Raw genomic sequence first — 13,193 nt, forward strand, 5'->3', positions numbered from 1 at the left:
GCGCGTGCAGCGCCGGAGTCATCCCCGCAGCATGCGCACGATTCGCTCTCGGGCTGCCGCACCACCCGGCGTGGGCAGGAGAGGGAAGACATGCACGGCGCCTCGGCGCTCGTGGAAGTCGACCTCCACGCCCGCCGAGCGGGCTTTGTCTACGAGAAGGTGGGCATCGGGGTTGAGGACGTCGTGGGTGCCGGAGAACAGCATCATCTGACCGAGACCGTGCATGTCTCCGTGGAGAGGACTCACGACCGGGTCGGTGAGCGGGAGATCTCCGCGCCACTTCTCCCCGAGGTATCGGATGCCGTCGATCCCCAGCCACGGATCCTTCGGGAGCACCGAGATGCTGAGCGGATTGGACATGCTCAGGTCGAGCGCAGGCGAGATGAGCACCGTGCGCAGGTTCTCGACCCCACGATCGCGCAGGGCGAGCGCCGCAGAGAGAGCGATCTGACCGCCGGCGGAGTCGCCGCAGAGAAGAACTTCCTCGCCAGCGTCGTTCACCTCGTCATACAGTCGCAGAACCATGTCGTTGGCCTGCCGCGCGTCCCCGAAGGGCAGCTTGGTCCAGATGGGCGCGGTCACAGTGACACGCGCCTCCGCCGCGAGCTGGAACAGAAGCTTCCAGTGGTACGGGCTGATCTCGTGCACCCATCCGCCTCCGTGCGTGTAGATCAGCCGCGAGGTCGGCGCGCCCGCCGCGGGCGCGATCGTGTAGACCGGGATTGCCCCGTCTCGTTCGACGGTGACGTTCACGTCCGGGCGGATCTTCGCGGGCGGGTTGTACGGTTCGGGGCGGAGCGCTTCCTCCTGCACCGCATCGCGTGCGCCCTGAGCCGTGAGGAAAGTCGTGTTCGCCCGCGTGAGGCGAAGCAGCAGGGGAATGACCGCGTCGGGGATCTTCATGGAGGTGTCTCCTCGTTCTCTCTCTTTGTTCTGAGTGGGTTGGTCGGATAGGGAGGGCGAGGGGCAAGCCACCCCTCCGCTTGTCGTGTCACGGCTCGAGAGACGGTTCGAGAGACGGTTCGACGGCACGTCTACTGGTCCTCGGGGCGCCGAAGAACCGGGCGGAGAAAGGGCAGCGTGAGAAGAGAGAGCAGGACGATTCCCGCGGCGACGAGCTGGAGGAGGAAGTAGTTGTCGGGGGCGCCATTGATGGGATCCGGCCCGCCGGCGGCGAGGATCAGGGGTGCGATGGCGGGTCCGATCACCTGCGGCGCGGTCTTCGCGATGTTGAAAATCCCGAGGTATCTGCCCTCGCGACCTCTCGGCAGTGTTCTCATCGCCAGAGCGAGGTCGACCGAGTAGTAGGCGCCGATAGCGGCTGAAGCCACGACGACGGCGATCCAGAACCCGAGAAGGTCTGCGGCGAACGCGCGGATGATGAAACCGATTGCGATCCCTATGGCAGATAGCGCTATCACCCCGCCATATCGACCGCGCTTCGAAACGAGATATCCGATCGTGAGCGCCGTCACGGCGTTCATCGCCGCTGCCGCCAGTGTCGCAACCGCGGACGTTCTGCTCGCGCCGACGGCCGTCAGTCCGAATCTGGAGATCAGGAAGTAGAGTCCGAACGTCCAGGTGAGGAGATAGCCCAACTGCATGACCGCGCGCTGTATCCAGGTGAAGACGAAGTAGCGCCTCGTGGGCTGGGGGCCAGCCCCCGCCCGTGATGGAACACCCGGATCTGAGCGCGGCGAGGGGGCGGGACCGACGGGAGGGTCCGGGAGCAGCGCACACAGGATGGGCACGATGACGGCAGCGACAAGCGGCATCGCGACAGCGAGCACGATGAGATCGGCGGGGAACAGCGCGGCGAGCGTGAGGGCGGGAACGATGCCGACGAAACCCAGAGCCCCGAAGATCCCCGATGCGCGGGAACGTTGCGCCTCCGGAACCTGATCGGCGAGCATGGCGGACAAAGCCGCGAGCGTCGCGCCGTACGCCGCTTGTGAGCCCACCCACGCCAGTGCGACTCCGGCTACGCTTGATGCCGCCGCCAGTCCGACACCTGCGGTGAGCCCGCCGAACACGCCTCCGACGATCCACGGCCTGCGCCTGCCCCAGCGGCTCGTCGTCCGGTCGGACAGATATCCGGCTATGACGTTCGAGATCATCGCGGCGAGAGCCCCCACGCCCGTCACCAAAGCCAGAGAAGCCACCTTCTGATCCTCTGGGACGACAGCCATCACCTTCAGGGACAAGGTCACGGCGAGTGGGGTCGTCAGTGCGCCCAGAACCGCGAGTTCGATCGCGGCCATGATATATATGCGCGAGGTGGGGAGTTCGCGTCGAGAAGAGCGACCAGGGACAACGGTCGCATCAGAGAGGCGTTGAGAACACATTTCTATTCACTCAAATGGAAAATAACGAGGATCATCGTGTCATGGCGAAAATGGACGTTTGCTGGGGCCGCCCGGGAGCATGCGATGCCGTCTTCCGGCGTGCGTAGGGCTGAACGATGAGCGAGATGCCGCCCGCTCACGAACGTGACGGTCGATTCGCTCGAGGAGACGCCCGCAAGGAAAGGATCCTTCGCGCTGCCATTCGACAGTTCGGCAGGAAAGGATACGACTGCGCGCGGGTCGCGGACATCGCGCGAGAAGCGGGCGTGACAGACGCCGGTGTCCTTCACCATTTCGGGTCGAAGCGTGATCTGTTCTTGGCGGCGACGACCTATCGTGAGGAGGTCGTCTGGAGCGTGCTCGCGAGCAGGCCCGTGTCGGTACGGGCTCTGTTCGACGGTGCGATCGAGATTGTTCGCCGCTCCGCCGACGACCCCGATCTTCTGGCCTTTAGGGCGATGCTCGTCGGCGCCTACAGAGCCGAGGGGAATCCGGTCGCCGGTCGCGACGGGACCACGCTCTCGGCGGCGCTGGAGTGGCTGACTCCGGTCGTCAGAGAGAGTATCGATGATGGCGAGATCGACGAGTCCGTTGACCCCGAACAGCTCATCTTGGAGTTGCTTGCGCTGACGGAGGGGATCCGGAACCACTGGGCGGCTCTGCCCGACCGTATCGACTACGTTCATGTCGCAACGCAGGCCATCAACTCGCTCTACGAACGAGCGCGTTCCCGCCGAGAACCTTCCTCATGATCCGCTTTCGCCCGTCGCAGGCACGTCCGCATCGAGCGGCAGCGGAGCAGGTACGCCGGTCGGAGATGAGGGCGCGCCGCCGCTCGTAGGTGCGGCGGCGGCGATTGTCACTGTGTACTGGATCAGTGCGCTGCCGATCGAATGGCCGTCGGTCATCGTCGCTGCGAACGTGAACGATGTGATGCTGTCGTCGATGCGGAAGGCCCGTCGATCCGCGTCGTAGCCGACCCCATCGGGCAATGCCGGCGTGTCGGCTACGGTCCACTCCGTCGATTTGCCGTCGATGTCCCACTCCAGAAGCTCAGACAGGGGAAGCCAGTCCCCGAAGGCATCGCGCGTCACCGTGAGGGACGGGCTCTGAACGAGGAAGGGTGCGCCGACGCCGTCACCGGCCTCTGCCACAGATAGCGTGCTGATCCGGTTGCGGGCGAAGGCGCCGGTCGCCACCACCCTCACGGAGTCGGGAAGCTGCAGTGTCGCGATGTCGTTGTTCTCGAAAGCCTGGGCTTCGATGCAGACGAGCGTCGCGGGGAGCGTCAGCGTCTGGATGCCGGCGCCCGCGAAACCGACAACATCATCCGACGGCTGCGACGACATCGATGTGACCTTGCGCCCATCGATCGCGGCGGGCACATCGAGGTGCTTCGGGACCTCGCCGCGATAACCGACGATGCGGACCGAGTCGCCGACCCCGCACGTCGTGTCGGAGTCGTAGACGAAACCCGCGTCCGGGATGCTCGTCGCGGTCGCGGGAGCAGCGGCCAGGATCGGTGCAGCGACGACAGCGGCCACCGCTGCGAGAGCGGCGCGCCGGGGGAACAGGGATCGCATCGTTCGCTCTCCGGTCTCTCGTGGGTTTCGTGCGTTGGACGTGGAAAGGGGGTCCGAGGAGGGGAACATCAGCTTCCCGCGCCTCCTCGGTTCGGGCCTCGACGGCCCAGCCGGCCCCCGCCGGCTCCGCGCAACCCCCCCGGGTGCGCAGGTTCATGAGATCTCAGTCGTGCAGGGTCGAGCAAGAAGACGACCACGAGCGCGAGAAGGAGCGCGACGGCGAATCCGATGCCGTATGGCGTACGCAGCATCATCGCGATGTTCCCGATGAACGGCACGTGCAGGACGTATCTTCCCGCGGCAGTGACGATGTAGGGCGACGGGTCCTCGATCTCGTTCGCGTCACCGCGCATCGTCACGGCGGAGTTGCCGCCATCCGCAGGGGTGACACTCGTGACGCGGTGTGTGATCAACCCGAGCCCACCCGGTCGCTCCACGGTCGCGATGTCGCCGGGCTTGAGCTGGGCCGCCGGGACCGTCTGGGAGAAGACGACGGATCCGACGGGGATGGTGGGCTCCATGCTCCCGGAGAGCACCACGAGCGGTCTGACGCCGAAGAGCAGTGAGACACCGAAGACGAGAATGCACACGATGCCCACCGCCGCGGCCGCGGTCAGGATCACTGACCGCGACCACGACCACACGCGCCACCCCCAGTCGGCGGGTGTGATCGATGCACCTGTGTTGACGTGCGAACGTCGGCGGACGCGACGTGTCTGCGTCTCGGTGGTGGTCACGGCTTGGCCGAGACAGCGTCGAATCGGACTGCCACCGCTGACTGGCCTCCGTTGAGTGCTTCGACGCCGGAAGCGTCGAGGTAGCGGATGGTGAGGGTGATGGTGGCGGAACTGCCACTTGCGCCGGTCGCGTAGGCATCGCCTTGCGCGAGCGGTGTCTGGGCGCGCGCTGCAAGGTCGCCGAGTGAGGCGTGAGCATCGGCGAGTGTCGCGTCGGAGAACAGGACGGTGCCGCTACCGGTGACGGCGGTGAAGCGGAGGAACGGGGTGATGTTCGGAACGGTGGCCGAGACTGCACCGTCGCCGTTGCGCGCGATGACGGTCATGGTGGTGCGCGCGAGGAGGTCTGCGGTGTTGTTGAACACGGGAATCTGCGTCACGAGCTCGTGGCCGGGAACGAGGGTGGCGGCGCCCGGCACGGCCCACGCGTATCCGTCGGGGCTGTCGGCCTGTTCCACGGTTCCGTTGGGCAGCACCACTCCGATGTCGAAGCGTCCGGCGTAGCCGACCCCGGCGTCGCCGGCGAGGTTGAGGTTGGCTTGGTCTGTGTAGGCGGCGGAGGTCACCCCGCCGGCGACGGCCGCAACGCCTCCGACGATGGCGAGCGCGACGCTCACCGCGATCAGAGGCCGCCGGCGACGCGCGCCGCGGTGGGCGGCAACGGATGATCTGCTGTTATGCATGTCGCACTTCCTTACTGCACGAGCGCCGAGAGGTCCCAGGAGACCGGGCGGTTCGTCGTGATGGTGCCGATGGGCGTGCCGATCGCTCCCTGGGGGTTGTATCCACGACCCCGGAAGCTGCCGTCTGCGCGTTGCCAGATGTAGTAGCCCTGCCCGGAGGCGAACTGACGGACGTTGTCGTCGACCTTCGCCGGCGTCTGTGCGAGCTGGCCGTAGTCGTCGCTTGCGCCGTAGCCCCACAAGGAGCCGTCGCTCTTCGCCATGATCACGCCGGTGAAGCCGAACTGCATCGACACGATCCCGGTGAGCTGCGGGACGAGCGCGGGAGTCATCGGAACGCCGGATCGCGCGCCGACCCGGCTCGCGACACTGCCCCAGCTGAGGAAGGTGCCGTCCGACAGCACGGCGCCACCCATGTTGATGCCGCCGTCGACGGCGACGATGTATGGCTGACCGGGTGCGACAGCCGACTTGAACCAGGACGACAACGCTGTGACCTTCTTGGCGGTTGCGCTGGAGGTATAGCCGGAGGGCGTGCTCGAGTCACCGCCCCACGCGTAGACGTCTCCGTTCTCGAGGATGACGAAGAAGTTCCGGTAGGCGCCCTTGATGTACACCGGCCTGTTGCCCGCCACCGTCGGATCCGGCAGTCCTGCGACCGGCTGCGCGCCGTCGGTCGACGATCCACCGTACGACAGGGCGCCCCAGCTGTAGATGCGTCCACTGTCGAGGATGGCGGCGCCGGCGGTCTCGGTGGAGGAGATGGCGGTGGCGCCCGTGAGGAGCGGACCGGTTCCGTTCCATGCGGTTCCGATCCGGATCTGTCGCGGGGTGTTCCAGGCACGGAACGCGTCCGTGCCGTTGCGCGTATTGAACTCGCCCCAGCCGTACACCGTGCCGTCCGGCGCGAGAGCGTTGACGTCGTACTGCATTCCCGAGACCTGCTTGATGCCCGCCGGGAGATCGAGAACCGCGCGCGGGGGCACGCCCCCGAGGAGGGGCGAGGAGGGTCCGCCGATTGCCCCGCTACCCATGTATCCCCAGACGTACACCTTTCCGTCGTTGGAGAGCCCGAGGCCGGTGTCGACCATTCGCGAGTTCTTCGCGAGCCCGGGCTGGAACGGGGCGGAGACGTCTGCGGCGATCGCTGCCGTCCGCGCATGCGTGACGTCTTGATAGGCGGCGGAGGTTCCCGCCAGACCGGCGACGACGCCGATCGAAAGAGCGGTCGCGATGGTGGCGACCACCGTGCGCGTCGTCTTACGCATCTGCGCGGGCCTTTCGTCGAAGAATGACAAGTGAGATTCCCGCCGCCGCGGCGATGGCCGCGACGGGGACCAGAAGCGTCGTCAACTCGCCGCCCGTCTGCGCCAAGGGGGTGCGCGGATCGGTGGCGACGAATCGGAAGAGCAGTTCGCCGCCGAGACCCTGGTAGGAGTTGTCCGCGGAGGGGGGAAGCGTTGCCGCACCCTCGAGTTCATAGGTCGATCCCGCGGGCAAGGCGGGCAGCCGCAGGAGCGCGTCCAGCAGGCTGAACGCGGAGGTCGCGGGGATCACCAGATTCCCGGCAGCATCTCGAACGGTGATCTGCAGGGGTGTGTCTCCACTGAACAGCGGAACGGCGTCGCCGGTGATGCGAAGACTCAACGGCACGGAAACCGTGGAGACATTGGTGACGGACATGCTCCAGGTCGTGGTGTGTCCGGGTCCCGGAGTGTCGAGGGTGACCGACACCGGTGTGGCGTCGATGAGGTCGTCCTGGGCGTGCGCCGGGGTCGAGGAAGCGATGACGGCAACGGCGATGCCGAGAGCGACAAGCATCCCTCTCCGTGCCCAACTACGCTGGCTCATCGGCTCTCTCCGTTCGTTTGAAGGCCGATCGCGGTGGACTTTCCAGCGACGGCGATGCCGGCCCCCTGGACGATGACGGCGTCCACGCGGACCTGGTGTTCTACGCCCGGACCGACGTTGGCGAATTCGAGTCCGGCGGTGTTGACGGCGTCAGCGGTCGCATTCGCGATCGCCGCTGTCGCCGAACCGTCGAGGTAGATCGTGAAACGAAGCGAGCCGAACAGGTCTGCTGCCTGCGGGTCCGGGTCGTAGAGCGAGAGTTTCAGGTCGCCCGCGACACCCGGGGCACGGTTCGCGACGGTCACATCGAACCGCACCGGAACGCCTTCCTTGAAGGTTGTCCCCGAGGTGAGCGGGAGGACGACCGCGGCTGCGCGAGTGGCGGCATCCTGGAGCGTTCCGCCGGCGTCACGAACGGCGATGTCGAACTTGTTCGGGTTCCCGATTCCGGATCCTGGAGTCCCGGTGCCGAGGCTGACGTTCGCGTAGTCGGTGTACGCGGCCGCCGTCGCGCCGGCGGCGATCACGGCGACGACGCCGGCGGAGAGGATGAGACGACGCGCTCCGGTGGGGCGACTTGTCCTTGTCATGAGTTCTCCGCTTCGAAGTGGAACAGCACGGCGGTGCTCGCTCCCTGCCAACGGTTGTCCACGGCCGAGGGGAGCTCGATGAGCACGTCCAGAACGACGTCGTCGCCCGCGGGGAGGGGCTCAGCCCATCGGTATGTCTGGAGAGCGGTGGCCGGGACGTGGTCGAACAGGACAGTGGATCCCTGTCGAACCGTGAACACGAGCTGGTCGAAGAGCTCGAGGTAGGCGCCCGTTCGCGGGTCCGTCGCGTTGCCGCGCGGCTGCGGGTCGGTGATGGTCAAGGAGAGGAGGCCCGCCAGGCTCGGGCTCGAGTTCTGCGCGCCGATTCGAACGGCGAGCGATCCCCCGGGGGCGAGTGTTGCGCCGCTGCGCAGGGACACCTCGTAGGCGGTCGGGTTGCCTTGCTCCCAGTCGGCGGCCGTGGGTTCCCACGTGGGGCTGTCGCTGCCCGCGGTGCGGATGTCGAAGGTGTTGCGCGTGCCGTCGAGAGACACGTTCACGTCCGCGTAGTCGACGAACGCGGCTGCTGTCGCGAGCGCACTGGCGGCGATCAGCGCTCCGGATGCGAGCACCAGCCGGCGGGTGCCCAGTCGGGCAGTGGACATGATCGGCTCCTTGGCGTGACGGATAGGGGACCCGTGGGGTGGCAGAGCGCGACGGAACGTGGGGAGTCCGTGCATGGGCGCTGCTGGGGACAGAGCCTGCCCTGAGCGCGCGACTTGGGGTTCGCGCGTCGTGGGAGCTGTTTCTGCTCACCCCACGGGAGTCGTACTACGGCTGGACCGAGACCGCGCCGAAGTGGGCCTGCACGTAGGAGACCTGGCCCTGCAGTGCGTTGTTGGCGTCGGCCGACCCCTGGTCGGGCAGGCTGATCGAGATGGTCAGCGTCTGCTCTTCGCCGGGCGTGTACAGACCCAGATCGAGCGCGTTCACCGCCGCCTGCGTCGCGTTGGTCACGAGGGCGGGGTTGCTACCGAGTTTGACGGTGTAGCGCAGCGCGGCCGCGATCGCCGGGTCGGAGGTCTTGCCGGGCCGGTCCTGCAGCGAGAACGAGATCTTCGCGTTGAGGGCCGGGCTCTCGTTGCGGAACGGGATATCCACGGAGACCGTGTCTCCGGGAGTGATCAGATCCGAACCGGGAACGTTGATGTTGACGCCCGCTGCGGTGTTCGCTTCCTGCCATTGGCCGGGGATCGGGTTCCCGCTCGCATCGGTGTCGACGACCTGGATGTTGAAACGGTTGTTGCCGCCAACACCGCTGTCGTCGGTCCCGTTTCCGAGATTGAGGTTCGCGAAGTCGGTGAACGCTGCGGCTGTCACCAGGCCAGCAGCAGCGAGAAGCGCACCGCCTGCGACGATGACACGCTTCCGCCCGGAGACACCGGTCTTTGTGCTCATGAGTATGCCTTTCGATGAAGTGGCGCACGGAGACGTCCCCCGTGACTGTGGCGCCTGACCCCGCTCGCCTCCGCAAAGAAGTGGAACGTCGTCATGAGGTGAGTGCCGCGACGAGTCCGCCCGTCACACGATTCGGCAAAAAACTTCCGCGTCCCTCACCGCCGCCACAAAACCTAGTGGCTGCGAGGTTATAGTAACCTAGTCGTCACTAGGTCTACTCGTGGGCGACATGGCCCGCGGTAGGCGCCTGATGAGCCGTCGGGGGACAGCCCGCCGCGACGAGGCGTGGGGAACGGTTGAGCGCGGATGGGGGCCGCATGCCTATGGATTCGCGGTCTGTGATGGCCGAGAGAGTTGCGACGCTCTACCCGACGTTGGCACCCGAACTCGGCCGCTACCTCCGCCGCCTGGGAGTGGCCACCGCGGACACGGACGATCTCGTCTCGGACGTCGTCAGCATCGTCCTCTCGCTGGATGCCGAGGGTGCGGAGCGCGTCAAGGAGCTACGCCCCTACATGTTCAGGATTGCGCACAACCTGGGCATGCGACTGCTGCGCTCGCGCTCCGTCGAGTACGTCGCGCCGAACGAGGACCTGGATCAGGCGATCACGGTCCCGGATGAGGCGTCCGCGCGGGAGAACGCTGCACTCGCTCGACGCGCCTTCCGGAAGCTGCCCGAGCTGGAGCGCCGCATCCTCTGGCTCACCATGGTCGAGCACCGGTCGGTGGCAGAGGTCGGGGCCGTCGTCGGACTCACCGCGACCAACGTGAGCACGCGCGCGCAGAGAGCCCGCGCCCGCCTCCGGGAGGGTTACCTCAGCGGCTTCCTCGAGACGACGCCTCCCGCGTGCGGCACCCCCGTCACCCTCATCGCGCAACACGTCGGCGAGACGATGGGTCGGCGAGATCAGAAGAGGTTCCGAACCCATGCGCAGTCATGCCCGCACTGCAAAGCCCTGATCCAGTACTCGAGATCGGAACTCGAAAGCGGGTCGATGCTCGGCCTCGTCCTCATTGGCGGGGTGTCGCTCGCGCTCATCACGGCGACGAGCGACGCGCAGCCCGCCTCGGCATCCTCTTCGGGCAGGAACCGCCTCCTGGCGACGGCCACCGGGGCACTCGTCGCCGCAGTCGCCCTGGCGGCGGCGAGCGTGACGCCCTTCATCAGCGCAGGCGAGGTACCCCCGAGCACGGTTCAGGACGCGTCCGCCCCACCCTCGGCTCGGCGGATCGTCGCCACCCCCGCCACGGTGGAGCTCGTCATGCCCGCTCCGGGCCACGCGTCGTCGTGGACGTCGCGCGTGACGAACACGTCCGATCAACCAGCGCACCTCTACCTCTTCATCCGTCACAGCGGGGAGATGGACGGGGTGGCGGGCGAACTCGGCGTCACGGCTCGAGTGAACGACGTCGTCGTACTCGACCACGCGTCGATGGTCGGCCTCGACGGTCATCCGACCCACCTCGGCTCCATCGCCCCCGGCGAGTCCGTCGATATCGACGGTCGGATAGATCGCGATCGCGGCGGCACACAGCAGAGGATGAACCTGGCATTCGTGACGAGATACGTGAGCACGGATTCATCCACGGGTTCTCCCGGAACAGAGATGTCGGGCGGGCTCACCCCGGCCGCGCCGTGGAACCTGGCCGAGACCGGTGGCACCTCCCTCTCATGGCTGGTTCCTACAGCCGCCGCGCTCGGCCTCTCGGGGGCGGTCCTCGTGATCCTCTCCCGTTGGCACGCGCGAACCTACCCGCCGACACGGCCATACCCGCCGACGCGGCCGCCCGGCGGGGGAGATCGCCGGTCGGGACGTCGGCGATTCAGCTTCGACGAGTCCGCCCTCAGCGAGGGAGAAGGCGGCCGCAGCACCCGGAGAATGCGGGCGACGACGCGTCGACCGGCTTCCGGGTCAGCGGACGCCAGGGCCGCGTCAGATTCACCGTCACGCTCATGCATGTTCGTTTCGAAAGCCGGAGGAAGAGATCCACATGAACACGAGTAAGCACCCATCGTCGCGCGCGAGAACAGTCAGGCCACGTTCGCGACGCGGAAGGACGGCCGCCTTCACCTTCCTCGCGGCCTCCCTGTTCGCCTCGGCGGCTTCTCCGGCTGGGGCGGCGGAGCCCGAGACGATCGGCGCCGACGGCGAGTACAGCTACGCGACGCACTGGGACACCGGGTACACGGCGCCCGCTGGCACCGTGCCGCACGGCGGACACTTCGCTGCACCGACAAACGGCGTCTTCGGTGCCGACGGCTCGCTCTCTGTGATCGCGAATGTCTCGTCCGGCAGTAGCCCATTGATCCAGCGCTTCGACCCCAGGACGGGAGAGCTGCTCGCGAGGTTCGGCGTCGTCACCGGCGACCCCGGCGCCGAGCACTACGACACGTATCCAACCGGGTTGTGGGCTGACCCTGATGGTTCGATCTGGGCACTCGGAAGCGGCTCGACGAATGTGCTCACTCACTTCTCGGCCGACGGAGCGACGCTGTCACAGGTCACGATCTCGAGCTCCGGCTGGCCGCTGGGACTGGCGCGACTCACGGACGGACGCTTCGCGACGATTCTGTCCGGCGCGACGACCGCCGTGGCCGCCATCGACGCTTCGAGCGGCGCAGTAACCGCCGCAGCCCTCCCCGCCGGCACGTCCATGTCCTATGCGACGAGTCAACTGAACGTCACCCCAGAGGGAAAGCTGCTGTGGGTGGGCAATCAAACCCTGTACACGGTCAACCTCGACGGGTCCGATCTGACAGCCGCGTCCGCGTCCGACGTCGTACAGGCCACGATCGGTGCGGACGGCAAGCTCTACACGATCGACTCATCCTCTGACGTCTTCATGCGAGACCTGGCCGATCCGGCAGCACCCGGCAGGAAGATCGCGTTTCGCGAGTCGCCCGCTTTCGCGCCGGTGATGCCGAGGTCCAGCTTCGGAGTCACCGCCGCACCCGACGGCACCGTCTACGTCCTCGGCTACTTCTCCGCGCGCAGCGCCGATTCCGTCGACGGCATGGGTGTCATCGCTCTCCGCCAGGTTCACGCACCCGTGCTTCGGAGCAACGATGCGTACACGGTCGCCGCATGCCGGGAGTTCGCCTCCGATGCGCCGACCGCGACCGGAACTCCGACGCCATCATGGTTCACGATCATCGGCGGCGAGCTGCCCGTGGGGCTTACGCTGGACCAGACAACCGGAGTCATCTCCGGAACGACGACGACCGTCGGCGACACGGTCCTCACCCTGCGCGCCAGCAACGGCGTCACCCCCGCCACAGGGGTGACGACCGACACCGCATCCATCACGCTCTCCGTCATCCCGGCCGCCTTCACCCCGGGTGAGGTCACGATCAGCGGAACGCCGCGCACAGGCGAGACCCTGACCGCCCACGCCGGTAGCTGGACGCCGACTCCCGAGATCGTCGACTATCAATGGCTGCGCGATGGAAACCCGATCGCGGGATCCGCCGGCGACCGGTACGTCGTCCAGGATGCCGACACCGGCCACACCATATCCGTCCGCGCGAGCGCTCGCGCACAGTGCACGATGGATGCTGCAGCAACCTCCACCGCTCTGGCGGTCACGGCACCCGGCTCGTCGCCCACGGAAGCAGCCTCCACGACCGCGGCCGCTCCCCCCTTGACAGCGGAGGCGACAGCGACACTGGCGCATACCGGCGGGGAGCAGCCGTGGGGATGGGGCGTTCTGGGCGCCCTCATGGTCCTGCTCGGCATCGGAACATTCACACTCGCGAGCCGCGTGCATCGGAGGTGACACGCGGCAGCGCCGGCGTCGCTCCTCGCACCCGTCACCGACGCTCGGCGCGCTGCAGCGCAGCACGGCCCGGGCGATGAAGAAGGGAGGGCAGGAGCATGGTCGTGGGCTCCCGCCCTCCGCCGCGTCCGGAACCGCCTCGGTCGGGAAGCTCCGGCCAGCAGGGACGGCCTGGCCTGTGAGGGCCCCGGCGCCCTGTCACCCCCTTCGCGCCCCGTTCGCCGTCGCC

The 13,193-nt window shown here is 67.3% G+C and carries 13 protein-coding genes; 3 read left to right on the forward strand and 10 right to left on the reverse strand.

Annotated elements, in window-relative coordinates:
* Window positions 1–18 precede the first annotated feature (18 nt).
* Both DEU37_RS07335 and DEU37_RS07340 read right to left on the reverse strand, forming a co-directional pair.
* A complete protein-coding gene (locus DEU37_RS07335) occupies window positions 19–903 on the reverse strand; it encodes an alpha/beta hydrolase fold domain-containing protein (protein ID WP_121189926.1) in 885 nt (294 codons plus the stop codon).
* A gap of 131 nt (window positions 904–1,034) precedes the next feature.
* Window positions 1,035–2,162, reverse strand: a complete 1,128-nt coding sequence (locus DEU37_RS07340) for an MFS transporter (RefSeq protein ID WP_183043621.1) — start codon at window positions 2,160–2,162, stop codon at window positions 1,035–1,037.
* A 299-nt stretch (window positions 2,163–2,461) separates the two neighbouring features.
* On the opposite strand from DEU37_RS07340, the gene DEU37_RS07345 reads away from it, so the two are divergent.
* Window positions 2,462–3,097, forward strand: a complete 636-nt coding sequence (locus tag DEU37_RS07345; protein WP_220699829.1) for a TetR/AcrR family transcriptional regulator — start codon at window positions 2,462–2,464, stop codon at window positions 3,095–3,097.
* Here DEU37_RS07345 and DEU37_RS07350 read toward each other — a convergent pair.
* The 8 genes from DEU37_RS07350 to DEU37_RS07385 all read right to left on the reverse strand — a co-directional run bounded on the left by DEU37_RS07350 (window position 3,092) and on the right by DEU37_RS07385 (window position 9,187).
* Window positions 3,092–3,730, reverse strand: coding sequence for a hypothetical protein (locus tag DEU37_RS07350; protein ID WP_147424860.1), 639 nt, complete (start codon window positions 3,728–3,730; stop codon window positions 3,092–3,094). The genes DEU37_RS07345 and DEU37_RS07350 overlap by 6 nt on opposite strands.
* Before the next feature lie 266 nt (window positions 3,731–3,996).
* Complete coding sequence (locus DEU37_RS07355) at window positions 3,997–4,665, reverse strand: signal peptidase I (protein ID WP_183043622.1); 669 nt, start codon at window positions 4,663–4,665, stop codon at window positions 3,997–3,999.
* Entirely contained in the window at window positions 4,662–5,348 is a 687-nt protein-coding gene (locus DEU37_RS07360) for a hypothetical protein (protein ID WP_147424861.1), read from the reverse strand. Before DEU37_RS07360 ends, DEU37_RS07355 begins: the two co-directional genes overlap by 4 nt.
* 11 nt (window positions 5,349–5,359) lie before the next feature.
* On the reverse strand, window positions 5,360–6,616 hold the full coding sequence (locus DEU37_RS07365; RefSeq protein ID WP_121189932.1) for a hypothetical protein: 1,257 nt from the start codon (window positions 6,614–6,616) through the stop codon (window positions 5,360–5,362).
* Window positions 6,609–7,169, reverse strand: coding sequence for a hypothetical protein (locus DEU37_RS07370; RefSeq protein ID WP_121189933.1), 561 nt, complete (start codon window positions 7,167–7,169; stop codon window positions 6,609–6,611). Before DEU37_RS07370 ends, DEU37_RS07365 begins: the two co-directional genes overlap by 8 nt.
* A gap of 26 nt (window positions 7,170–7,195) precedes the next feature.
* Entirely contained in the window at window positions 7,196–7,789 is a 594-nt protein-coding gene (locus DEU37_RS07375) for a hypothetical protein (protein WP_121189934.1), read from the reverse strand.
* A complete protein-coding gene (locus DEU37_RS07380) occupies window positions 7,786–8,394 on the reverse strand; it encodes a hypothetical protein (RefSeq protein WP_121189935.1) in 609 nt (202 codons plus the stop codon). The genes DEU37_RS07375 and DEU37_RS07380 overlap by 4 nt, the downstream gene beginning before the upstream one ends.
* 166 nt (window positions 8,395–8,560) lie before the next feature.
* Window positions 8,561–9,187 carry a hypothetical protein gene (locus DEU37_RS07385; protein ID WP_121189936.1) on the reverse strand — a complete coding sequence of 209 codons (627 nt, stop codon included), beginning with the start codon at window positions 9,185–9,187 and terminating at the stop codon, window positions 8,561–8,563.
* A 341-nt stretch (window positions 9,188–9,528) separates the two neighbouring features.
* On the opposite strand from DEU37_RS07385, the gene DEU37_RS07390 reads away from it, so the two are divergent.
* Window positions 9,529–11,193 (forward strand): sigma-70 family RNA polymerase sigma factor, encoded by a 1,665-nt coding sequence (locus tag DEU37_RS07390; RefSeq protein WP_183043623.1) that lies wholly within the window; start codon window positions 9,529–9,531, stop codon window positions 11,191–11,193.
* Window positions 11,180–12,964 (forward strand): hypothetical protein, encoded by a 1,785-nt coding sequence (locus tag DEU37_RS07395; protein ID WP_121189938.1) that lies wholly within the window; start codon window positions 11,180–11,182, stop codon window positions 12,962–12,964. The genes DEU37_RS07390 and DEU37_RS07395 overlap by 14 nt, the downstream gene beginning before the upstream one ends.
* The last annotated feature ends 229 nt before the right edge of the window (window positions 12,965–13,193 follow it).

Source organism: Microbacterium sp. AG790 (genome assembly GCF_003634765.1).
Classification (GTDB): Bacteria; Actinomycetota; Actinomycetes; order Actinomycetales; family Microbacteriaceae; genus Microbacterium.